24 protein-coding genes and 2 pseudogenes are annotated in these 23,668 nt (G+C 33.7%); 18 read left to right on the top strand and 8 right to left on the bottom strand.

Features of this window, described 5'->3' with window-relative positions:
• Positions 1–131: 131 nt before the first annotated feature.
• Both AC0ONG_RS06755 and AC0ONG_RS06760 read left to right on the top strand, forming a co-directional pair.
• Positions 132–1,481 carry an aspartate aminotransferase family protein gene (locus AC0ONG_RS06755; protein WP_000850964.1) on the top strand — a complete coding sequence of 450 codons (1,350 nt, stop codon included), beginning with the start codon at positions 132–134 and terminating at the stop codon, positions 1,479–1,481.
• A gap of 64 nt (positions 1,482–1,545) precedes the next feature.
• The gene (locus tag AC0ONG_RS06760; RefSeq protein WP_000362149.1) at positions 1,546–1,824 is read left to right on the top strand and encodes a DUF3986 family protein; all 279 of its coding nucleotides are present in this window, start codon (positions 1,546–1,548) and stop codon (positions 1,822–1,824) included.
• A 62-nt stretch (positions 1,825–1,886) separates the two neighbouring features.
• On the opposite strand, the gene AC0ONG_RS06765 is transcribed toward AC0ONG_RS06760, so the two are convergent.
• On the bottom strand, positions 1,887–3,050 hold the full coding sequence (locus AC0ONG_RS06765) for a cation:proton antiporter (protein WP_000393904.1): 1,164 nt from the start codon (positions 3,048–3,050) through the stop codon (positions 1,887–1,889).
• A 331-nt stretch (positions 3,051–3,381) separates the two neighbouring features.
• On the opposite strand from AC0ONG_RS06765, the gene AC0ONG_RS06770 reads away from it, so the two are divergent.
• The 3 genes from AC0ONG_RS06770 to AC0ONG_RS06780 all read left to right on the top strand — a co-directional run bounded on the left by AC0ONG_RS06770 (position 3,382) and on the right by AC0ONG_RS06780 (position 7,473).
• Entirely contained in the window at positions 3,382–5,055 is a 1,674-nt protein-coding gene (locus AC0ONG_RS06770; RefSeq protein WP_001086700.1) for a ribonuclease J, read from the top strand.
• A 94-nt stretch (positions 5,056–5,149) separates the two neighbouring features.
• Positions 5,150–5,980 (top strand): MerR family transcriptional regulator, encoded by an 831-nt coding sequence (locus tag AC0ONG_RS06775; RefSeq protein ID WP_000925909.1) that lies wholly within the window; start codon positions 5,150–5,152, stop codon positions 5,978–5,980.
• A gap of 137 nt (positions 5,981–6,117) precedes the next feature.
• Positions 6,118–7,473, top strand: a complete 1,356-nt coding sequence (locus AC0ONG_RS06780) for an MATE family efflux transporter (protein ID WP_000388391.1) — start codon at positions 6,118–6,120, stop codon at positions 7,471–7,473.
• A 35-nt stretch (positions 7,474–7,508) separates the two neighbouring features.
• Here the strand turns inward: AC0ONG_RS06780 and AC0ONG_RS06785 are convergent, their stop codons facing one another.
• Positions 7,509–8,174 (bottom strand): DUF421 domain-containing protein, encoded by a 666-nt coding sequence (locus AC0ONG_RS06785; protein ID WP_000923922.1) that lies wholly within the window; start codon positions 8,172–8,174, stop codon positions 7,509–7,511.
• A gap of 161 nt (positions 8,175–8,335) precedes the next feature.
• On the opposite strand from AC0ONG_RS06785, the gene AC0ONG_RS06790 reads away from it, so the two are divergent.
• The 4 genes and pseudogenes from AC0ONG_RS06790 to AC0ONG_RS06805 all read left to right on the top strand — a co-directional run.
• A complete protein-coding gene (locus AC0ONG_RS06790) occupies positions 8,336–8,914 on the top strand; it encodes a YdcF family protein (RefSeq protein WP_127725726.1) in 579 nt (192 codons plus the stop codon).
• A 148-nt stretch (positions 8,915–9,062) separates the two neighbouring features.
• The gene (locus tag AC0ONG_RS06795; protein ID WP_000678034.1) at positions 9,063–9,380 is read left to right on the top strand and encodes a magnetosome magnetite crystal formation protein family; all 318 of its coding nucleotides are present in this window, start codon (positions 9,063–9,065) and stop codon (positions 9,378–9,380) included.
• A gap of 150 nt (positions 9,381–9,530) precedes the next feature.
• Positions 9,531–10,265, top strand: a complete 735-nt coding sequence (gene nfsA / locus AC0ONG_RS06800; protein ID WP_001004530.1) for an oxygen-insensitive NADPH nitroreductase — start codon at positions 9,531–9,533, stop codon at positions 10,263–10,265.
• Between the two features lie 206 nt (positions 10,266–10,471).
• Positions 10,472–10,732: pseudogene (locus tag AC0ONG_RS06805) on the top strand (RNA polymerase); the annotation flags it as partial.
• A gap of 57 nt (positions 10,733–10,789) precedes the next feature.
• Here the strand turns inward: AC0ONG_RS06805 and AC0ONG_RS06810 are convergent.
• The 3 genes and pseudogenes from AC0ONG_RS06810 to AC0ONG_RS06820 all read right to left on the bottom strand — a co-directional run bounded on the left by AC0ONG_RS06810 (position 10,790) and on the right by AC0ONG_RS06820 (position 12,598).
• Entirely contained in the window at positions 10,790–11,515 is a 726-nt protein-coding gene (locus AC0ONG_RS06810) for a sulfite exporter TauE/SafE family protein (protein ID WP_016077919.1), read from the bottom strand.
• Positions 11,516–11,711: 196 nt separating this feature from the next.
• Positions 11,712–12,338, bottom strand: a pseudogene (locus AC0ONG_RS06815) (MFS transporter); the annotation flags it as partial.
• 140 nt (positions 12,339–12,478) lie between these two features.
• Complete coding sequence (locus AC0ONG_RS06820; RefSeq protein ID WP_000120179.1) at positions 12,479–12,598, bottom strand: YjcZ family sporulation protein; 120 nt, start codon at positions 12,596–12,598, stop codon at positions 12,479–12,481.
• 233 nt (positions 12,599–12,831) lie between these two features.
• Between AC0ONG_RS06820 and AC0ONG_RS06825 the strand changes: the two genes are divergently transcribed.
• Positions 12,832–13,050 (top strand): aspartyl-phosphate phosphatase Spo0E family protein, encoded by a 219-nt coding sequence (locus AC0ONG_RS06825; RefSeq protein ID WP_000291690.1) that lies wholly within the window; start codon positions 12,832–12,834, stop codon positions 13,048–13,050.
• A 53-nt stretch (positions 13,051–13,103) separates the two neighbouring features.
• Positions 13,104–13,292 (top strand): RNA chaperone Hfq, encoded by a 189-nt coding sequence (hfq, locus tag AC0ONG_RS06830; RefSeq protein ID WP_000400665.1) that lies wholly within the window; start codon positions 13,104–13,106, stop codon positions 13,290–13,292.
• A 27-nt stretch (positions 13,293–13,319) separates the two neighbouring features.
• Here the strand turns inward: hfq and AC0ONG_RS06835 are convergent, their stop codons facing one another.
• Positions 13,320–13,922, bottom strand: coding sequence for an HD domain-containing protein (locus AC0ONG_RS06835; RefSeq protein ID WP_000400770.1), 603 nt, complete (start codon positions 13,920–13,922; stop codon positions 13,320–13,322).
• 172 nt (positions 13,923–14,094) lie between these two features.
• Here AC0ONG_RS06835 and AC0ONG_RS06840 point away from each other — a divergent pair, with 172 nt between their 5' ends.
• The 7 genes from AC0ONG_RS06840 to AC0ONG_RS06870 all read left to right on the top strand — a co-directional run bounded on the left by AC0ONG_RS06840 (position 14,095) and on the right by AC0ONG_RS06870 (position 22,274).
• Complete coding sequence (locus tag AC0ONG_RS06840) at positions 14,095–14,928, top strand: flagellar motor protein MotP (protein ID WP_000504191.1); 834 nt, start codon at positions 14,095–14,097, stop codon at positions 14,926–14,928.
• Positions 14,929–14,947: 19 nt separating this feature from the next.
• On the top strand, positions 14,948–15,625 hold the full coding sequence (locus AC0ONG_RS06845) for an OmpA family protein (protein WP_000033627.1): 678 nt from the start codon (positions 14,948–14,950) through the stop codon (positions 15,623–15,625).
• Positions 15,626–15,775: 150 nt separating this feature from the next.
• The gene (locus AC0ONG_RS06850; RefSeq protein WP_000940568.1) at positions 15,776–16,144 is read left to right on the top strand and encodes a response regulator; all 369 of its coding nucleotides are present in this window, start codon (positions 15,776–15,778) and stop codon (positions 16,142–16,144) included.
• Between the two features lie 129 nt (positions 16,145–16,273).
• Entirely contained in the window at positions 16,274–18,277 is a 2,004-nt protein-coding gene (locus AC0ONG_RS06855; protein WP_001192626.1) for a chemotaxis protein CheA, read from the top strand.
• Positions 18,278–18,450: 173 nt separating this feature from the next.
• A complete protein-coding gene (locus tag AC0ONG_RS06860) occupies positions 18,451–20,088 on the top strand; it encodes a flagellar motor switch protein (RefSeq protein WP_001115006.1) in 1,638 nt (545 codons plus the stop codon).
• A 29-nt stretch (positions 20,089–20,117) separates the two neighbouring features.
• A complete protein-coding gene (locus AC0ONG_RS06865) occupies positions 20,118–21,530 on the top strand; it encodes a transglycosylase (RefSeq protein WP_136996996.1) in 1,413 nt (470 codons plus the stop codon).
• Between the two features lie 27 nt (positions 21,531–21,557).
• Positions 21,558–22,274 carry a hypothetical protein gene (locus AC0ONG_RS06870; RefSeq protein WP_000403964.1) on the top strand — a complete coding sequence of 239 codons (717 nt, stop codon included), beginning with the start codon at positions 21,558–21,560 and terminating at the stop codon, positions 22,272–22,274.
• Between the two features lie 30 nt (positions 22,275–22,304).
• Here AC0ONG_RS06870 and cheR read toward each other — a convergent pair whose 3' ends face one another.
• Entirely contained in the window at positions 22,305–23,087 is a 783-nt protein-coding gene (gene cheR / locus AC0ONG_RS06875; RefSeq protein ID WP_044783890.1) for a protein-glutamate O-methyltransferase CheR, read from the bottom strand.
• Between the two features lie 39 nt (positions 23,088–23,126).
• Positions 23,127–23,624, bottom strand: a complete 498-nt coding sequence (locus AC0ONG_RS06880) for a flagellar motor switch protein FliG (RefSeq protein ID WP_136996995.1) — start codon at positions 23,622–23,624, stop codon at positions 23,127–23,129.
• Between the last annotated feature and the right edge of the window lie 44 nt (positions 23,625–23,668).

The raw sequence follows: 23,668 nt of genomic DNA on the forward strand, positions 1-23,668 counted from the left end.
AAATATTACTGATTTGTAAGTAGGATTTGTCTTAATTTTGTGGAATGAAAATAGCAGGGAGAAATTTAAGTCATCATGGCACCAGCGCAGCTTTTGTGAAAAATAAGTTGTTATGGAAGGTGGAAGTAATGATGAAAACGAAGCAAACTGATGAATTATTAGCAAAAGATGAGCAATATGTTTGGCACGGAATGCGTCCCTTTAGTCCAAATAGTACAATGGTAGGGGCAAAAGCTGAAGGGTGCTGGGTTGAAGATATACAAGGAAAAAGATATTTAGATGGTATGAGTGGTCTTTGGTGTGTGAATAGTGGATATGGAAGAAAGGAGCTCGCAGAAGCGGCTTATAAGCAATTACAAACATTATCATACTTTCCGATGTCACAATCTCATGAACCAGCTATAAAGCTTGCTGAAAAGTTAAATGAGTGGCTTGGGGGAGAGTATGTTATTTTCTTCTCAAATAGTGGTTCAGAAGCGAACGAAACAGCTTTTAAAATAGCAAGGCAATACTATGCGCAAAAAGGTGAACCACATCGTTATAAATTTATGTCACGTTATCGTGGGTATCACGGGAATACAATGGCGACAATGGCAGCGACGGGACAAGCGCAGCGTAGATATCAATATGAGCCGTTTGCTTCAGGCTTTTTACACGTAACACCACCGGATTGTTACCGTATGCCTGGGATTGAAGGGCAGCATATTTATGATGTAGAATGTGTGAAAGAAGTCGATCGTGTTATGACGTGGGAATTAAGTGAAACAATTGCCGCTTTTATTATGGAACCAATTATTACAGGTGGGGGCATTTTAATGCCACCACAAGACTATATGAAAGCTGTTCATGAGACGTGTCAAAAACACGGTGCCTTGCTTATTAGTGATGAAGTGATTTGCGGCTTCGGTCGTACAGGAAAAGCATTTGGATTTATGAATTATGATGTGAAGCCAGATATTATTACGATGGCAAAAGGCATTACGAGCGCATATTTACCATTATCTGCAACAGCTGTGAAAAAAGAAATATATGAAGCATTTAAAGGGAAGGGAGAGTATGAATTCTTCCGACATATTAATACATTTGGTGGAAATCCAGCAGCTTGTGCATTAGCACTTAAAAACTTAGAGATTATGGAAAATGAAAATTTAATCGAGCGATCTGCGCAAATGGGTTCCCTTTTATTAGAGCAACTAAAAGATGAAATTGGGGAACATCCGCTTGTTGGGAATATTAGAGGAAAAGGTCTATTAGTCGGAATTGAATTAGTAAATGATAAAGAGACGAAAGAGCCAATTGATAACGACAAAATTGCAAGTGTTGTAAATGCTTGTAAAGAAAAGGGCTTAATTATAGGACGCAATGGTATGACAACAGCAGGGTATAATAACGTCTTAACATTAGCACCGCCGCTTATTATTTCAAGTGAAGAAATTGCCTTTGTTGTTGGAACGTTGAAGACGGCGATGGAACGTATTTAATAAATAGAGAGAGGAGCGAGCTGTAATATAAGGCTCGCTTTTGTTTAGTAGGAGGGGACTTTTAATGGATAAATATGATCCGAACAAACATTATCACATCGGATATTATGAAGACGGATATGATTTAGAAGTGACGGCGTACAAAAGAATAAATGAACCAGTTTGGGATGCTTATCTTCCGCACTATGAGGCAGACGATTTTTATAAGAAAGTGGAGGAAATGAAACTGGGTGAATATATAGATGATTATGGTATTAAGGTGTATTCATTTAGTAATGATATCAATGATGAAGAAGCACGAACTATTTTTGAAAAATGGTTAAAAAAGAACGAGATTGTTTAAAGATAAAACAAAAAGGAGATTGCTATCTTATAAAATAGCAATCTCCTTTTATTATAGTAAACTTATTTACTTGCTTTCATTGCTTTATCTTTTGCACCAAAAGTATATTTTAACATTGGTGGTGTAATCATTGTAGTTAAAATAACGACAATAACGATTGCTGTAAAGTAATCTTGTGCCAATAGACCTGAAGAAAGTCCTGTTCCTGCAATGATAAGTGCAACTTCACCACGAGAAACCATTCCAGCACCGATAATTGCAGAAGACTTAGCGTCAAATCCAGTCATGCGTGCACCAACACCACAACCAATTAGTTTTGTTAATACAGCGATTACTGTTAATGCTAGGATGAACCAAATTTGATTGCCAATACCGTCAAATGTAATATTCATACCGATACTAACGAAGAATACTGGAACGAACATAGCGTAAGCAATTGGTTCTACTTTCTTTTCTACTTCATGTTTGTAGTTTGTTTGAGAAATTGCAATACCAGCAGCGAAAGCACCGATAATACCAGCAATTCCTAATAATTCGCCAAAATATGCGAATGAGAAACAGATGATAAGAGCCGCGCTCACGATAGACTCAGATACGCGTAGTGGTGATAACCAGCGCATAATCGCAGGAACACCTTTCCATCCGATTAAAATAATAGAAGCGAAGAATACTACTTTCTTCAAGATAACCATTGTTAAGTTAACATCATCAGTACCTAAGAAGCTCATTGCGAATGCTAATAAAATAACGACAAGAATGTCATCAAATACAGCTGCGCCTAGCATAGTTGTACTTTCACGTGTTTTCATCTTTCCTAAATCGCGAAGTGTTTGAACGGAAATACTAACACTTGTCGCACATAGAAGTAATCCTAAGAATACAGCGTTTCCTTGTTCCATTCCCATAACAAGGCCGGAAACGTAACCACCTACGAATGGAAGAATGATACCTCCGAGTGCAACTGCTAAAGAAGAATTACGATTGGCGTTTAATTCTTCTAAGTCTGTTTCAAGTCCAGCCATAAACATTAAGAGAATAACCCCGACATTACTTAATTGAGTTAGAAGCTCTGAATTTTCAATCCAACCTAATACAGCTGGACCGATAACGATACCGACAATTAATTTACCTAGTACAGAAGGTTGACCTAATCTAACGCTAAGATCACCAGCAAGCTTTGTACTTAATAAAATAAGTGCAATTTGAAAGAAAAATTCGAATTCCATCTGATCCTCTCCTCGTCATTTTTAATTTTATCATACGATTTCTCGGAATTTGCCTAATGAAAATATGTAAAACCCATTAAACAAAAGGGTCTGATTACAAGTTCTTTTGAACTCGTAATTTGAACCTGTAATTAATATATAATAGATTTTATAAAAAATCAATGAAAAAATGGGAGCTTTTTGAGGAAGAAGCTGTCTTATTGGGATATAGGTGTAAGAGTAGTGTGTGAATTTTATATGTATAAAATAGTATGAAGTCCTTTTCCATTACAAATAATAAATTCTACATACTATTTCACAAACTATAACTGTGAAAGGGAGGTTTTATCATTTGAATTCATTAAAAAATAACTTGTCTATTGTTGCTTTAGGTGGAGTAAATGAAATAGGAAAAAATATGTATGCTATTCAATATGAAAATGATATTGTCGTCATTGATTGTGGGTCTAAATTTCCAGATGAAAGTTTATTAGGGATTGATTTAATAATTCCAGACGTCACATATTTGCAAGAAAATAAAGAAAAAATTCGCGGTTTAGTAGTAACGCACGGGCATGAGGACCATATTGGCGGAATACCATATTTTTTAAAACAACTAAATGTACCAATCTATGCAACAAAGTTAACGTTAGGTTTAATTGAAATTAAATTAAAGGAACACAATCTTCAAAATGATACGGAATTAATCGTTATTCATTCAGAATCAGAAATTGATTGTGGTTCTATTAAGGCAACCTTTTTTAAAACGAACCACAGTATTCCGGATTGTCTCGGTATTGTTTTTCATACACCAGAAGGTACTGTAGTACATACAGGTGATTTTAAATTTGATTTAACACCAGTAAATAATCAACATCCTGATATTCATAAAATGGCTAAAATAGGAAGTGAAGGTGTACTAGCTTTATTATCTGAAAGCACAAATGCAGAACGCCCAGGTTTTACTCCATCAGAAAGGTCAGTAGGAGAACGGATAGAGGAAATATTTATGAAAGCAAATAGAAAAGTAATTATTTCTACGTTTGCTTCTAATGTGAATCGTGTTCAGCAAATAGTTGAAGCATGTATAAAAACAAATCGAAAATTGGCTTTGCTCGGGAGAAGTATGGTAAATGTAGTAGAAGTTGCTCTAGAGAAAGGATATTTACATATTCCAGACGGCATGTTAATTGAAGCGAGTGAGGTAAATCGTTTAGATCCAAAGCAGGTAGCGATACTTTGTACAGGAAGTCAAGGAGAACCGATGGCAGCTTTAGCGCGTTTAGCGAGTGGAAACTATAGACAAGTGGATATTTTACCAGAAGATACGGTTATTATAGCCGCGACCCCTATCCCAGGAAATGAACGTAACGTTTCTCGAATTATCGATAATTTATTTGCATTAGGAGCAAAGGTGATTTACGGATCAGGTAGTTCTACTGGAGTGCATGTATCCGGTCATGCATATCAAGAAGAGTTGAAGTTAATGCTTACATTAATGAAGCCAAAATATTTTATTCCAATTCATGGAGAGTTTAGAATGCTACATCACCATAGTTTGTTAGCAGAATCAATTGGTATTGAAAAGGAAAATATCTTTATCGTACGTAATGGAGATGTTGTAGATATAAGTAATGAAGTGGCAATTCAATCTAGAAGAATACAGGCAGGAAATATATATGTAGATGGATTAGGAATTGGAGATGTTGGAAATGCATTATTACGTGATCGTAAACAACTTTCAGAAGATGGAATGCTCGTTATAGTTATTACTTTTAATAAAGTGGATGGAGAAATAATTTCAGGTCCTGATATTATTTCTCGTGGATTTGTCTATGTTCGTGATTCAGAAGAATTTTTAAGAGAATTAAATAAATTAGCTGTTATTACAATTAATAATTTAAAGAAAGAGAATGTGAATAGCTGGGGTATTTTGAAAAGGGAGGTAAGAGAAGCGTTAGGGAAGTATATATATACAAATACAAAACGAAAGCCGATGATTCTTCCTATAATAATAGAGGTTTAATAGTAAAAAAAGAATTCTCGTATGGGAATTCTTTTTTGTTTTGAAGACAAAATGAACATATAATGAAATAAATAGAAATGGAAGGAAATAAAAGATGTTATTAAATAAACGTTTTACAATTGGAGAAATGGCAAAAATGCATAATATCGCAGAATCTACATTAAGGTATTATGATGAAAAAGGAATTTTTCATCCGTCCATTGTTGATCCTCAAACGAATTATCGTTATTATACAATCGATCAATTTTCACTATTAGATACGATTAAGTTTTTACGCCAATTAAACATTCCATTAAAGGAAATTAAAAAATATATTGATGAAAGAAATCCAGCATACGCACTCAATTTACTGGAAAAACAAAAAGAGATGATGCTGAAGAAACAAAGAGAAATTGAGTATGCTTTGGCGAAAATGGAGCATAGAATTCATTTAATTAAGGAAGCAACAAAAGCAAAAGCTGAACAAATGGTAATAAAAGAGATCCCGCCGCGAAAAATTACAGCTATTGCGGTTGCTCCAAATACGACGGATGATATGTTTGAGTACTACATCCATTCGCTTCAAAAAAATATGAGGCAAATGGATGATAGTTTATTTTCTGGAGATATTGGTGTAACTGTTGCGAAAAAAGGTTTAATGCAAAATGAGTTTCAAGCATATAGCAGTGTATTTATTCTTTTGGATTATATGCCGTATGAAGTGCATACTTCAGATGAAATTAAAGAAGGTTTATATGCTTGTTCTTATCATCATGGACCATATGAAGAAACAGATGCAACGTACAAGGAGTTACTTACATACATTGATAAAGAAGGTTACGAAGTACATGGAGATTCGATTGAGATTGGATTGATTGATTGGTCTGTAACAGAAGATCCTGAGGAGCAAGTAACAGAAATTCAAATTCCTGTAGTAAAAAAATAAGATGAAAACCTTTGAATTGATTACAAATTTACATTCATATAAGTCAGTTACCTATTTTTTAATTCTCTATTGACCTTAAAGTTACTTGAAGGTTTAAACTAAGAAAAGAGAGTTGAAAAAAAGGAGCATATTAGAGTATGGAAGCAACAGAAAAATTAAGAGAAAAACCAATTAAAAGTTTATTTATTTCTTATTTAATACCAGCAGTTCTTGGAATGGTATTAATGTCAGTGAATATTGTAATTGACGCGGTTATGATTAGTAGAGGAGTTGGGGCGAACGGTTTAGCAGGAGTGAACGTGGCTATTCCAGCCTTTTCGATTTTCTTCTCTATTTCATTATGGATTGGAATGGGCGGGGCAACGTTATACTCCATTGCATTAGGTGAAAATAAACGAGAAAGAGCAAGGTCTATTTTTACTCAATCAATGACGGTAGCAGTTGTTATCGTAGGGATTTTAGCAGCGATTTGCTTATGGAGAATAGAAGATTTAGCATACTTATTTGGTGCAAACGAAGTGATTCTACCATATGCGTTAGACTATTTACACGTATTATTAACATTTGGAATGATATACGTTTTAGAAAATATTTTAAGTACATTTATTCGAAATGATGGAAATCCTAATTTAGCGATGGCAGGTCTTGTTGTAACGGCTGTATTAAATATCGTGTTTGACTACATCTTTATTTTTATTTTTGGATGGGGCGTAACAGGTGCTGCTTCAGCGACTATTCTTTCGGCAGCGATTGGTTTCCTTGTATTATTAACTCATTTCTTTAGAAAAAGTAGTATCTTAAAGTGGACGAAATTCCATTTTGAATGGGATACTGTCAAACAAATTATGGTGATTGGTTTCCCAAGTTTTACAGCAGAAAGTACGGTTGCAATCGTAACGATTGGTTTTAATATCGCATTCGTCCAATATGCAGGAGAAGTAGGAGTAGCTTCCTATGCGATGGTGAATAGTATTCATGCAATGACATTACTATTATTCTTCGGTGTAGGTGCTGCATTGCAACCAATTGCTAGTTTCCATTATGGTGCAAACTTATCAGAAAGATTGCGTGAAGGATTGAAGTTTGCTGTGAAAATTGCAGTTGTCCTTGGAGGCGTTGCGATAATTGTCGGATTATTCTTCGGGAAATATATCATTGGTTTATTTGATGTTCAATCTCCAGAATTATTGGAGTTAACCTTAACAGGTATTAGTTTATTCTTTATCCAATACGTATTTTTAGGTTATAACATTGTGTATGGAGAGTACTTCCAATCAGTGCGACAAACGAAGAAATCAGTACTTATTATAATGAGCCGAGGATTACTATTTATTATTCCATTGTTATGGATTATGCCGAAATTATTTGGTATAAATGGAATTTGGCTCGTTATGCCAGTTGCAGAAGTAATGACAGCGGTTATCGTATTTACGATGAATCGTATGAAGCATCCTGTGCCATTAAATATGGCAGGAGAGAAAGAAGCGATATGATGAAGAAATCCCCTTAAGCAATTAAGGGGATTTTTTTATTCCTTTAAACTAATCGCAAAAGATCCATCCGTTTCTTGAACAGAAGCAAAGGCAACGTTTTTAATATTTGTAATTCCTTTTTCTTTTAATTCTTTATATAACCATTTTTCATCTTTATGTATTAACTTTAAGTTATCATATTGAATTTGTGAATCGACGATAAGTGCAATTGGTAATCCAGCATACTTAACATCTATGTTTAAATCTTTTGGAGTTAATGGTACAAGTTCTCTTTTTGGTAAAATACTAATAGCGCCGTTCGCTTCTAAAATAGCGTATTCAATTTCATGAACACTTGGATATCCTGCAACGCGAAGATTAGAAAGCAGTTCTGCAATGGGGTATCTACTTTTTTGTAAGTTCTCAAAAATAATATCACCATGTTTAATTAAAATGATAGGGTGTCCGAGAATAAAGCGATTTAGTTTGTTGAATAGGCTTAATTTTGTAAGGAGTAAATGTAAACATGTGATAACAACCATACCGAGAAATGCTTGTAAAGCACCAGAGACGGGTATGGCCTGGAAAGCTAAATAAGATAAAAAAATTATAGCCCCAAAATCATGAGGAGTTAGTTGCGCTAACGCGGATTTACCGAGTAACTTAAGCGATAGCAAAAATAAGATGAAAAAGAACGACACGTTACATAAAAAGAGAAGCAATAGAGACACTCCTTCGTGTAAAGTTGTACTTACTATTCCCGAAAGTAATATAAATATTACCTTTCAGAGGATAAATTAGGGTTTATTGGAATTTGTCTGTATACAAACAAATAAATGGATATTATCATGAAGGAAGTAAAAGAAAATAGGAGTATATGAATATGAGAAAGAAGAAAATAATGAAGGGCATTTTAGTTGTTATAATGATTTGCTCCGTGTATGCGGGGTTTTTACAATATCACATTTATAAGCATGGGCATATGAATGCAACATACGATGCTGATTACATAATTGTACTAGGATCGAAAGTAAATGGGGCGAAACCATCTTATTCATTGCAATATCGTATTGATAAAGCAGCTGAATATTTAAAATCACATGAGAAAACAATCGCTATCGTATCTGGAGGACAAGGAAAAGGCGAAGACATTTCAGAAGCATTAGCAATGAAACAAGGACTAATAAAACAAAATATCGCAGAAGACCGCATTATAATGGAGGACAAATCTACGAGTACAGATGAGAATATTACATTCTCAAAACCGTTAATTCCAGTCGATATGAAAAAAGGTATGATCGTAACAAACGATTTTCACATGTTTAGAGCGAAAAAAATAGCGGCCAAACAAGGTTTACAATTAGAAGGTCTTCCGGCAAAAACACCGAAACCAATCATCATTCCATCGAATGTACGAGAATATTTAGCAATTACACAGTATTGGTTTATGAATCGAATATAGTGAAAGTGATCCCGTCTGAAACTTCAGGCGGGATTTAGTTTGAGGAAAATCTTACAAATATGTCACGTTCGTGAAAGGTAAAGCGATAGTTTCTAGAATGATTTCCTGACATAATGAAGGTAACAAAAACTATTTAGAGGTGAATCGGATGAAAGGAAATAATATTTTATCTTCGTTATGTTACTTTAGTATCTTTTTTGCACCATTTTTACTACCAATTATCGTGTACTTTATTGCAGAAGATGAAGTGAAGTATCACGCGAAAAAAGCATTTTGGTCACATGTTTTCCCATACGCAATCTTATTTGGAGGACTAGCAGTATCAGGCATGTACGGTTTAGGTTTTAATCAATCTGACGGTGCTGGAATTGGAATGGCTATCACATATGCAGTGTTCATTCTTGTAGGAATTTACTACTTCATTTGGAATATCGTAAAAGGTATTAAAGTTTTGAAAACGGCGTAATAAGATAAGTATAATTTCATTTACCGTATTGATAAACGTTTTAATAAAGGAGCAATTCAAAAAGAATTGCTCTTTTTGTGCTTATAAGTTGTGAAAATTGAAAAAGATATGTTAATTTTTCATTATGAAGAGAAAAAAGGAGTGACTTTCATGAATGAGATGATACATAAGATGGAGCAACATGTTTCAGTTCGTAAATATAAAGAAGAATCAATTCCGAAAGATGTAGTAGAAAAGATGGTGCATGCTGCGCAACATGCAGCTTCATCACATTTTGTACAGGCGTATTCTGTTATATATGTAACAGATCAGGAATTAAAGGCTAAACTAGCAGAGCTATCCGGAAATCGCCATGTGAAGGACTGTGCAGCATTTTTTGTTTGTTGTGCAGATTTAAAACGACTTGAAATTGCATGTGAAAAACATAGTACAGAGATAAAGCATGAGGGAGTAGAAGACTTTATCGTTGCGACGGTAGATGCTTCCCTTTTTGCGCAAAACTTAGCACTAGCAGCAGAATCATTAGGATACGGTATTTGTTATATTGGTGGTATTCGTAATAATCCGAGAGAAGTGAGCGAATTGCTTCATTTACCGGATAAAGTATATCCTGTATTTGGAATGACAGTCGGTGTACCAGATGAAGAACATGGAGTTAAACCACGTTTACCAGTAGCAGCAGTTCTTCATGAAAATGGATATGATGAACAAAAATATGATGAATTACTAAACGAATATGATGAAACGATGAACGCGTATTATAAAGAAAGACCATCAAACAAGAAAAACGTAACATGGACAGAATCAATGAGTTCGTTTATGTCTAAAGAAAAAAGAATGCATATGAAAGAGTTTTTAAGTGAAAAAGGATTAAATAAGAAGTGAGTAAAGAGGCAAACCTGTGATGTGGGTTTGCCTTTTTTGGAAGGAGAAATACCTAAGTTCTTTATTCTTTCTGAACTTAGGTATTTTGTTTGTTATCATATACATAGAAATAAAAATTAATAATTTTTTACAAAAGTGATAGAAAAAGAGAATGAAATGCCAATAGTAAGTAAAAGCAGCTGCTAAAGGGGAGCTGAGGAAGGAAGATGCTTATGATTTTCAATTCTGAAGAGGATTTAATTATAGCTATGAAAAAACATGATCAAGATGCTTTGAAAGAAGTGATTGATCAATATGGAAAATTAATTTTGTACATTATTCATAAATCATTAAGTACCCCTATTGAAAAATAATATGTGGATGATTGTTATAACGATGTATTTACTGTCATTTGGTTTAATATCGACCAATTTGATAATGATAAAAAGCGGCATAATAGCCGCTTTTTATCGTTATCACGTTTAAAAATATATCATGATATTTCATTCGAAACCTAATTCTTAATGCATAACCTAAAGCAACTTCTATAATAAATGCAAACTTTCAATAAGAAGATACATACCCGTACAGCTTAAAAGGATATACGTAAATATTTTAAAAATCCGTTGATTAAGCCATTTGAACATAATTTGACCTATAAACAAACCTAAAAATACAATTGGAATGGCATAAAAACTTGATTCCCAAATGGTTTTGTTTGTGCCAGTAAAGAGTATTTGAGTTACTAGACTAATGAAATATATAAACAGATAAAAAGCTAATGTAGTTGCTCTTAACTTCTCTTTTTCAGTATTAGTTCCTGTAAAATAAAGTAACAGGGGTGGACCTGGCATACCGATACTTGTCGTTAAAAGACCAGATAATCCGCCAACTATGAAATCTCTAGATTGTGTTGATCTAACCTTAACGTTGCATATTAGCAACAATGTTAATAGTAAGAGTAGGATGCTAACTGCTAATTTAAAAGTGTTTATGTTAACGGAAATGAAGATTAAAATACCAAAAGGTACACCAACTATACTTCCCAAAATAAACCTTTTCAGTAGAACAAAATCAACGTCCATTCTTATTTTCCAAATGAGTGAAATGGAGATAATTAAAGATAAAATAATGTTTATTTGTATAGCTTCTTGTGGTAGAAATAACATAAGTAAGAAAGGGGTTGCCATTATGGAAAAGCCAAAACCTGTACTTGCTTGCAGAATAGAAGCCACTAATATAATACATATGAAAATGAATGTGATACCCAAAACAGCCCTCCTCTTTAATCAAGTTTAACTAGTTGAAGTCTCTTATTTAAGTGCAAACTTTCACAAACTTATTTATATTTTAACATAAATATCTAGTTTTTTCTCAAATAGTGTTGCCATATAAGGATCATTAACTAAAAAATTAGACTGACATTTTTAAGCAATTTTATTATTGGGAAACAAATAATGAATGGGATTAAAATCTATTGATTATCATTAGATTATTCACTGAGATCCCCGCGATAAACAAGAAAAGCCATATAAAATTTACAAAAATACAGCATGTAGCTAATAAACTGCCAATTATTTGAGGAGAAAGAATTTCTAACAGCCCTCCTGTAAAAAACATAGATAACTGAATAAGAGATCCGTAAACGGAATAATGGAATGAAAAAACTTTACCCATCATATTTTCGTGTGTGTAAGTTTGAAGTAATGTCGTATCAAGTGGAACGAGGATTCCTCCTGCTATGCGCATACAGAATAAAGTAACGATACCGATAATAAGTTGATCGGATAGAATGAATCCGAGAAAGAAAATTCCTTGTAATAATTAGGCTCAACCGAATACTTTTTTCATTTTTTCTTTATTATGAGACATATAAAGATTAACGAGAAGGCTTCCAATCATAAGCCCAATGCCTTGAACTGTATATAAAATTCCAATGTTAGTGTGGAAAATTCTCTCGGCATAGATCGTTAGGAGTAGCTGATAAGCGCCTCCAATAATGCCCCATGAAATGCCGACAAGAATTAATGTTAAAATAATTTTTGTTTGTAATATGTATGTATAACGATCTTTTATATCAGTGAAAAATGTTTCTTATTCCATATTAAACGATATTTTGTTAGTTGAAATCGCAAATAAGAGGGATATAAATTCATACGAAAGTATGAAAAAAACAGCTCAAATATGAGCTGTTTTTCTATAGTTTTTAGTTCATTTGTCAAGGATAGGATATATTAATATCCGTATCCGCCGCCACCCCAACAGCTACATCCGATGATGATTAGAAGGATGAATAGTACGATAAGCAAAGCAAATCCACCGCCGAAACCAGCGCAACTTCCACCATAACTCATATGTTTTCCTCCTTTTTAGTAAGTTAATCTATATGGTTCATGGACTACTATATACAGTATGTTTTTTGTATAGAAAACGAGCCAGTCTCATTTATAATTAGACAAATGCCTGTAGATTCATTAGGATTGTATGTTAGTGATTTGTAAATGAACCTTTACGTGATTCGTAATTTAGGCATAAAAAAATAAAAAATTGTAAAAAAAACCATTTTTTTATTTTTTTATGAGAGAATATGTACTATAATTTTACAAGTAATATTATGGGAAAAGGGAGTTTTAGTATAGAGATGGAGATGGGACAATTACAAAATAAAATAGAAAACAAAAAGAAAGAGTTAATTCAACTTGTTGCGAGACACGGATTGGATCATGATAAAGTTTTGTTATTTAGCCGAGATTTAGATATACTAATTAATAAGTTTATGAATGGAAAAGACAAAGTGCATAAATAAAAAATTTATAGTTTTTTATATTAAGATGTTTCACGAGAAGGAGAGGACAGTAATTGGAACATTTACAGGAAGAATTGTATAAACAAATAAAAGAAGAAAAAGGTACAGTTACAATTTTCTTAAAGAGTGGCGTTAGAATAGTAGGAGAAGTTGTTGGAGTAGATAAATTTACAGTTTTAATATTAGTGGATGGAAAACAACAGCTTATTTATAAGCAGGCTATATCAACAATAATGAAATAAGACACTCTTGTTGAGTGTCTTATTTCATTATTGCTTGCATGCCTCAACATCAATACCGGCAGCAATTAACTTCTTTTCTCCATCTTGTTCAATAATTTTTTGTAATTTAGATAGGAAAGAATCAAAGTTTGTATGCTTTGCTACTTGGAATGTCATTTTATGTTCAATTGGTAACCACGTATCAATATCAGCTTCGTTATGTTGGATTTTCACCTCAAGTTTATCGAGTGCATTAGCAACTTTTGCTTCGTACGTTTCTTTCGCTTCAAACTCCATCCATAAGTCATATAATTCCTCACCGAGAGAACTTGTTAATGTTTGTTTAATATTTAAAATAGCTTCTAGTTCATTTTTTTGTTTTTGTAGTTGTAATTCGTGACTATTCATTGTATCAAAAGCAGGGATATCACCAGCTTCGGCTTCGACTAGGTCGTGAATAATAACCATCTTAAGTAATTTCTCAATATTTACTTTTTGATCCAAATAAGGTTCAACTAAAATAGCCATTAGAGACATACGCCATGTATGTTCGGCAACACTTTCTTGACGTCCGTTAGAAAGCCAGCTATGTCGCATTTCATATTTTAGTTTTTCTGCTAATGCAATGACTTGTAAAATGTTGTGTTCCATCGTGATCCTCCTCATTTATCCATACTATAATTCTAATATAGAAATGAAATGTGTCAATTTCATGAGTATATTGCGATAAATAGATGATAAGCGTATAATACATGTTATATGTGAAAACGTATTATTAAAATAAAAAAATGTTATATAAAAATGGAAAGGAAAGGGCAGAAATATGGGAGAGAAAAATCAAGTATTAGCTAGACCACAAAGAAGAAAAAGGAAGTTTGATATTTCTAGCCCAGTGGGCATTATAGTAGGTTTCATTATAGTGATAGCAGCAATTATGCTTGGCGGCGGTGGAATAAAAGCTTTTAAAAACTTTTTAGATGTTTCATCTATTTTAATTGTCATAGGGGGAACAACAGCGACAATTGTTGTGGCATATCGATTTGGAGAAATAAAAAAATATACGAAAAGCATTTTTACTGTTTTACATAGAAGAGAAGAAGATTTAGAACAGTTAACGGATTTGTTTGTCGATTTTTCGAAAAAGTCTAAAAAGCACGGCTTGCTTTCTTTAGAGGTTGATGGAGAGCAAGTAGACAATCCTTTTATTCAAAAAGGAATTCGATTAATGTTAAGCGGTTACGATGAAGATGAATTAAAAGAAGTGTTACTGAAAGATATTGAAACGGAAGTGTATGAGTTAAGAAAAGGAGCAGCATTATTAGATAAAATTGGTGATTTTGCTCCAGCTTGGGGAATGATTGGTACGTTAATCGGTCTTATCATTATGCTCCAAAACTTACAAGATACATCGCAAATTGGTACAGGGATGGCAGTTGCGATGTTAACGACATTATATGGGTCCGTACTTGCGAATATGATTGCAATCCCTCTTGCGGAAAAAGTATATCGTGGTATTGAAGATTTATATACAGAGAAGAAGTTTGTAATAGAAGCAATTTCAGAATTGTATCGTGGACAAATCCCTTCTAAATTAAAGTTGAAACTGGATACATACGTATACGAAACAAAGGTAAAAAAGGTAAAAGGAGCAGCCTAATATTTCAAGGAGTGGTATGATGAGTAAAGGACCGCAAAAGGGATCGCCTCGTTGGATGACGACTTTTACAGATTTAACAATGTTATTATTAACTTTCTTTGTATTACTAGTTGCTACATCAAAGCAAGATGCAGTAAAATTGTCAAAGATGCTTGAAAAGTTTAGTGATACGGGGCAAGTAGATGCAAAAGTAATGGAAAATACAATACCGGATATTTCACATGAAAAAAATGATGAAAAGATGATCTCAAAAAAGAGAATGGATGAATTATATAAGAAGTTAAAAGCGTATGTAGATAATAACGGTATTAGTCAAGTGAATGTATATCGAGAGGATACAGGGGTAAGCGTCGTTATAGTAGATAATTTAATATTTGATACAGGCGATGCAAACGTTAAGCCCGAAGCGAAAGGGATAATAAGTCAATTAGTTGGATTTTTTCAATCCGTACCTAACCCAATTGTTGTAGAGGGACATACAGATAGTAGACCTATTCATAACGAGAAATTCCCTTCAAATTGGGAGTTATCTTCAGCACGAGCGGCAAATATGATTCACCATTTAATTGAAGTGTATAATGTGGATGATAAAAGGCTAGCTGCGGTAGGATATGCAGACACAAAGCCAATTGTACCAAATGATTCACCGCAAAACTGGGAAAAAAACCGTCGCGTTGTTATTTATATAAAAGAGTAGTATATTATTATTTTAATAATAAAATAATAAAAATACGAAAATTCTTTTAAAAAAATATTAAATTTTATCATTTTATTTTGTATAATGAGTGAGAATGATAAGGTGAAATATTAAGATATATTTATACATAGAAGGAGAGAATTAAAAAGAATGGCACATAAAATTTTAGTAGTAGACGATGCGATGTTTATGCGAACGATGATTAAAAACTTATTAAAAAGTAATGCTGAATTTGAAGTTATTGGCGAAGCAGAGAATGGGGTAGAAGCAATTCAAAAGTATAAAGAACTTCAACCTGATATTGTAACATTAGATATTACTATGCCAGAAATGGATGGGCTTGAAGCATTAAAAGAAATTATTAAAATTGATTCAAGTGCAAAGGTTGTTATTTGTTCTGCAATGGGACAACAAGGTATGGTATTAGATGCAATTAAGGGCGGGGCAAAAGACTTTATTGTAAAGCCATTCCAAGCGGATCGTGTAATTGAAGCTTTAACAAAAGTAGCAAATAGTTAATATAGAAGGGGTGCCACAAGGAATCAAAACAGTGATAGCGGATCGACGTGTGGCCCCCTTTTTTCTCATTATAAAACACTAAATTGTTATACATAAATGAAATGTTTGTTAGACAGGTAGGGGATAAAAATGCAAACAGATCTATTAAATATATTTTTTGAAGAGTCAGAAGAACATTTACAGTCGCTAAATGAAAATGTGCTAGTGTTAGAGCAAAATCCTGCTGATATGGATGTTGTAGGAGAAATATTCCGCTCCGCTCATACATTCAAAGGTATGTCTGCGAGTATGGAATTTACGGAGATGGCTGATTTAACACATAAGATGGAAAATGTGTTAGATGAAATTCGTCATGGGAATATAGTTGTAAATGCGGATATTATTGATGTGATTTTTGAGTGCATTGATAATTTGGAGAAGATGGTTGCAGATGTGCAACAAGGTGGAATGGGCAATATTGATGTAGTCTCAACTAAACAGAAATTAGAAGCATTATTGAACGGTAATGTAGAAACTACTACGGAACATATAGAGCAAAATCATATAGACAACGATGATGCAGTTTCGCATGCAGTGCATATAACAGTTGAACAGCAAGCAATTTTAAAAGCAGTACGTGCCATTATGTGTATTGAAGCATTACAAAATGTGGGGAATATACAAAAAACAGCTCCGAGTATTGAAGAAATTGAAGCAGATGCTTTCGGATTTGAATTTACAGTATTTATGGATACGGATTGTAGTATAGAAGAATTGAAACAAGTAGTACTTCATGTTTCTGAAATTGAGAAAGTGGAAGTAAAGCAAGGAGAACCTATATCGAGGGAAGTAGCTTCTAAAAAAGTCGTTACACAAGAAGTTGTGCAAGTAGAAGAAACGCTACAACCAGCTGTGGCTACGCAGGTAGAATCACCGATAGTGGCAACGAATCAGCCAGCTAAAAGTACTACAAAAACGAAAAATGCTAAAGTGGAGAATCGTTCAATTCGTGTTCAATTAGAGAAAATTGAAAGATTAATGAATATGTTTGAAGAAAGTGTAATTGAACGTGGGCGCATTGATGAATTGGCTCAAACGATTCAAAACAAGGAACTAATTGAACATTTAAATCGATTAGGCGATATTTCAAAAGATATTCAAAATGTACTATTAAATATGCGTATGGTGCCAATTGAAACTGTGTTCAATCGTTTCCCGCGTATGGTACGTATGTTAGCGAAAGATTTAGGGAAAAAAATCGATTTACAAATTACAGGTGAAGATACTGAAGTAGATAAAATTGTTATTGATGAAATCGGTGATCCGCTCGTTCATTTAATTCGAAATGCAATCGATCACGGTGTTGAAACTGTTGAAAAACGACGTGATGCAGGTAAAAATGAGACAGGTACTATTAAATTAGAAGCTTTTCATAGTGGAAATCATGTCGTTATTCAAATTACGGATGATGGAAACGGTATTAATAAAGGGAAAGTATTAGAAAAAGCGATTAAAAATGGCGTTGTAACTGAAGCAGATGCGAATAGATTAACAGATCGTGAAGTGTTTGATCTTATTTTCCAACCAGGATTTAGTACAGCTGAAGTTGTATCAGATCTTTCTGGACGCGGTGTCGGATTAGATGTTGTAAAACATACGATTCATAGTTTAGGTGGACATTTAATTATTGATTCTGAGGAAGGAAAGGGAAGTACATTTAGAATTGAACTTCCGTTAACGTTGTCTATTATTCAATCTATGCTTATTCAAACGAATGATAAGCGTTATGCTTTACCTCTTGGAAATATCGTTGAAGCAATTCGAATTAAGAAAGAAGACATCCAATCCTTACAAGGAAAAGATGTGTTAAATTATCGTAATCAAATTATTGAAGTGAAACATTTAAGTACTGTATTTGGTGAAAAAACAGTAGATGAGGCGTTTGCGTCATATGATGGTCAAATGGTTCCTGTGTTAATTGTTCGTAATACACATCGCAGCTATGGACTTATTGTAAACACAATTATCGGTCAAAGAGAAATAGTCTTAAAGTCATTAGGTGACTTCTTTGCAGAGAGTTCTAATTATTTCTCTGGTGCGACGATTCTCGGTGATGGACGAGTGGTCCTCATTTTAAACCCAGAAGGTTTATAATAGGAATGAAGGAAAGCTCCCCACTTGTATACAATTGGGGAGCTTTTTGACTAATCGTTACTACTCTAATAATGGCAATAAATACATATTAACGTTTTATATAATAAGTTTGCTAAAATCAAATGAGAGTTTATATCATTTGATAGAAAAACAGAAATGAGGAGGCAGGGAAAATGCCTGAGCAACACACAAAAGGGGATACGAGCACGATTGTGCTAGAAAAAGAAAATGAGCATTTAACGCCTCAAGAATGCGATATTCTTGGCGAAATTGCAAATATATCATTTGGTTCAGCTTCGACTGTATTATCAACAATTTTAAATAGGCAAGTAAGCATTACTGCTCCTCGCATAGAGTTGGTAGATTTATATGATTCAAGAGATGTCGAAGTTCCACATGTTGTATTAAACATTCACTTTACAAAAGGATTAGATATGGAAAACCTTCTTGTCCTTAAGCAAGATGTTGCATTGTCTATTGCTGATTTAATGATGATGGGAACAGGCGAGGTGGAGGACGGAAAAGAACTTGGTGAATTAGAGCTAAGTGCTGTACAAGAAGCGATGAATCAAATGATGGGATTCGCAGCTACATCTATGTCGGAATTCTTCCAAGATACAGTAGATATGTCTCCGCCGACGATTAAAGTTGTAAAGTTATCAGAAGAAATGGAGAAAATCTCTGAAATCGATGGAAATCATACGATTGTTAAAGTGTCGTTTGATTTAAAGATAGATAATCTTGTAAACTCTAAACTTGTACAAATTGTTTCTGTTGAGCATGCGAAACAAATGGTAAATAAATTAATGCAATTATCTGGTGGAGTAGAAGAAAAAGACGAGACAGCAGAAGTAGTGGAAACTGAGATTGTAGAAGAAGTTGAAAAAGAGCATTTAACACAAGAAGAGAAAGATGTGCTTGGTGAAATTGCAAATATTTCAATTGGTTCCGCTTCAACAGTATTGTCAACGCTTTTAAATCAGCCAGTTACAATTAGTACACCAAATGTGGAAGCAATCAATGTTCGTCATTATGATGGAGTACCAGTGCCATTTGTTATTTTAAATGTTGACTTTGTTGAAGGGCTAAAGAATGAGAATGTATTCGTATTTACGAAAGATGTCGCCTTAACAATGGTAGATTTAATGATGATGGGAACAGGGGAAGTTGATCCGGAAAAAGAGCTTACTGAATTAGAACTGAGCGGTATTAAAGAAATTATGAACCAAATGATGGGGCACGCTGCTACGGCGATGTCAGAAATGTTCCAAGAAAAAATGGACATGACGCCGCCAAATGTTAAATTTGTAACGTTAAAAGAAGAAATGGAGTATTTGGGAGAGTCAATGGAAGTGGACGAACTCGTTCAAATTACGTTCAATCTTGAAATTGGCGATCTGCTTCAATCGAAAATGTATCAAATTTTGCCGATTTCTGAAGCGAAAGAAATGGTAAGGCGACTTCTGTATCCAATGGTGGAAGAAGAAGAGATTGCAACAGAAGAAATTGAAGAAGAAAAAATTGTAGAACCAGTTGTGCAACCTATTGAATTTAAAGAAGTAAAACAAATGGAGCCAGTATATATGGACACGTCCATTCTACAAAATGTAGAAATGAACGTGAAATTTGTATTTGGAAGTACAGTGAAAACAATTCAAGATATATTAAGTTTACAAGAAAATGAAGCAGTTGTACTAGATGAGGATATTGATGAACCGATTCGTATTTATGTAAATGATGTATTAGTGGCGTATGGTGAACTTGTAAATGTAGATGGATTTTTCGGAGTAAAAGTGACGAAATCACTATAAGGCATTGAAATAGGAGTTTGAACTAGTAGATGAAAAACGTAAAGTTTTTTCTAATGAGTTGGCTATGCATACATGTATGCTTGTTCTTCCCCTTGCAAAGTCAGGCTGAGGAACAAATTGAGTCAGATCAAAAAATAAATGAAGTGAATGTACAAGAAGAAAATAAGGAATCTCAAGAATCGTCAGAGCAAGTGGAAACGAAGCAAGATGAAGAGAAACAAAAAGAAGTAGAACAAAAAGAAGTAAAACAACAAGAAGTAGAACAACAAGAAGTAGTAAATAAACAATTGGGTGAAAGAAAGATAGAAACGGAACAAGGAATTGTTACAGTAGATAAGCCGGAGCTTAAAGTTGGCGAAGAAGTGCGAATTGCTGTAGAACCAAATGGGAAAAACATTCAAAGCATGAAAGGTATATTGCAGTTACAAAAAAATGGCGAGCAATATGCGCAAGAAAGAATACTATCTTTTGAGTATGATGAAGAAACGAAGAGCTGGGTTGCTAACTATAAAGCAGAGGATTTTGATTTGCAAGGTGATTGGAATCTCCAGCTCGTTCAAAGTTACAAAGAGAATGAGAAAGAAGAAATCGTAAAAAATGAAGTGAAAGTCCCGCTCATTCGTATTAAAAATGAAACGCCAACTATAGATAAAGAATTGCCAAAGTTACAGAAAGTTACAATTGATGAAGTAAAAGAGAACTTAGTCGAACGAAAACAGGGAGATTCTATACATATACGAGTAAAAGCGTCAGATATAGAATCGGCTGTAAAAGAAGTGCGCGTTACATTAAAAGGGAAAGAAAATAAAGAACTTTCGTTTTTATTAGACTACAACAAGTATGATATGGATTGGCAAAAAGTATTTGAAATAACAGAAGAATTGCCAGCTGGGCCATACGAATTACATGTAGAGATAATAGATGCAGCAGGTAATAAACTTGTTGAGGAAAGTGAATATACCATTTCTATTTTGGCGCCAAAAAACGAAGATGACAAAAAGATAGAAGAGAAAGAGAAAGAGAAAGAAGATAAATTAGATAATAAACTAGAAAATGAATTAGAAGATAAGAAAGAAAATGAGAAGCAAGAGGATTTGAAAGTCAAAAACCCACTTCCAGAAGAAAAATTACCAGTTGTTCAAATTCCGAAGCAAGATGAGAAAGTAAATAAGTTTATAAAAGAACCGTTGAAAGAGCAAGAGGAATTTACTTACGTCATAAAAGAGCCGTTCGAAGACAACAAGGAAGTACATAAGGCGAAGGACCAAAAAGAGAAAAATAACAAACAAGTTGCCTCTAAAAAGAAAGAACAAAAAGAAGAATCAAAAGACAAGAAAGAAGAAAAAGGTGAACAGGGAGCACAAGCTTCGGATGTGTTTACTATCATGTCAGGTTTATTCGTACTGTTTTTAGTTTTAAAGAGTAATAAAGAATGGGGCTAATTATTTCATAGTAGTGGAGGCGCTTAAATGGAGATTAAACGTACGACAATTGAAGATAAGACGCTACAACCATTAAAACAGCCTGCAGCTATTTCGGAGCATGAAATTCAGAAAGAACGAAAGCGTAGCAATTTAGTGTTTACTGGACAGTCTAAAATTATTTCGAAAAATAATGAAATAGGTATTTTACTTGCAAGTTTAAGTGATGGAAAGATTATGAAGGAAATGCTTTCTAAAGAGATGGATACAGTGTTACAACTTTTTAAAAAGCTACATACGTTATCTGGAGAAGGTAAGCAAACAGAAAAAATATTTGAACAAGTAATTAGAAGCCTACAAGGGCTTGTTAAGCAGGCGCATATAAAAGACCTTCCTTTGTTAGATGGAACATATGATTTCGCTGAAGTACAACTATCATTTGGTAGAAAAGTACATATTCCGTTACTAGATGTGAGCGCACTTATTTCTAGAGTGGAAAGTGATTCTTCAGAAGGAAATATAAATTTGATGGTAACGGTTATTACTGCTTATATAACGAAATTGTCTAACGAAACAATTTTAATTAGCGTTACAGACCGCATTGCTAAAGATCGGGATGTAAGTGTATGGAGAGCGCTTGCGGAAATGAACATGACACAATTGTCACAGGCGTTAAAACAAACGATGCAAGAACATAAATGGTCTATGACGTTTCTTTTTCTCTTTATATGGATTGTCGGTATTATTTTAATTCGAGTTATGTAAAAAGGTCGTCACTCTATTCTGACGACCTTTTTATATTTTTTCGTAGAAGAATGTATCGAACCGCTGAAGATTGTAACGTTCGGGTGTTAAAATTTGTTCCGTACTACCAACAAATAGTACGCCGCCTTTTCGTAAAGAACGACTAAATTTTTCATAAAGTTTTACTCTTGCTTCTTCGGTAAAATAAATCATTACGTTGCGACAAATAATCAAATCATAATTTGTATCGAATGACTGCATTAAAAGGTCGTGCTGTTTGAACGTAACGTTTTGTTTAATGTTTTGATGCAATGAATATAGATCATTCTCTTTTGTGAAATGACGTTCTTTCAAATCATTAGGTAATTCCTTTAACGAACGTTCTGTATATTGACCGCGTTTTGCAGTTTCTAAAATATGAAAATCAAGATCTGTTGCTTGAATTTCAAAACGAAATGGAGCTAGATGCTTTGATAAAATTAAAGAAAGTGTATACGGTTCTTCACCAGCAGCGCAAGCGGCACTCCATACCTTTAATTTTCCGCTATTTTGTTCGAGTAATTTAGGTAGTGCTTTCGACTCTAAAGTTTGCCATCGTTCTTTATTTCTAAAAAACTCTGAAACGTTAATTGTAATATAGTCAATAAAATTTAAAAATAAATTTTGATCAGCACGTAATTTGTTTAAAAAATTAGTGTAGTTTTCAAAGCCTTTTCTCGAAATGAAAGCATCGATTCTACGGCGCATTCTATCTTGCTTATACGAAGCGATATCCATATTGAATTGTTGTTTAAAACTCGCGATAAAATGATCATAATCTTGTTCAATTATCATATTTACAATGGGCACAATAATGATATTGTGCCGCCCCCTTTACATCATACGAATTTTTTGTTCAAAGCTTTTTTTCACTTGCTTTTCATGTAATCCTGGTAAATCATAAATGACAGCATCAATACCTGCTTCTTTTGCAACATCGACAGGGATGACAGATGTATGTTTGTCCCCATTATAAAAACAGAGAACTAAATCAGTGTCTTCAATAATTTGTTTAACAAAAAACATATAATCTGATCGGTAAATGGAGTCAGAAGGATGATCGAAAGCAACATATTCGGCTCCGTGTTTTTTTAAGTAATCAACGACTTCTTGAAATTCATCTGTTATTGCTTGCAATGGTTGCAGCGTGTAAAGGCATAAATTTTGAGCGAGTCTTTCATTCTCAACGAAAAAACGAAGAACCTCATTTTCAATAGATTTATAACATAATATGTAAATTTTATGTTTGTGAGCATAGTCAGTTAAAAATTTTTTAATTTCTTCTTGATCTAATGCTGTTAATTGATTTGAACCACAAAGGAAAATATTCATAGAATTGTGCCACCTCATGCTAAATTGTAACATATCTTTTATAA

Source organism: Bacillus sp. TCT6, assembly GCF_056033845.1.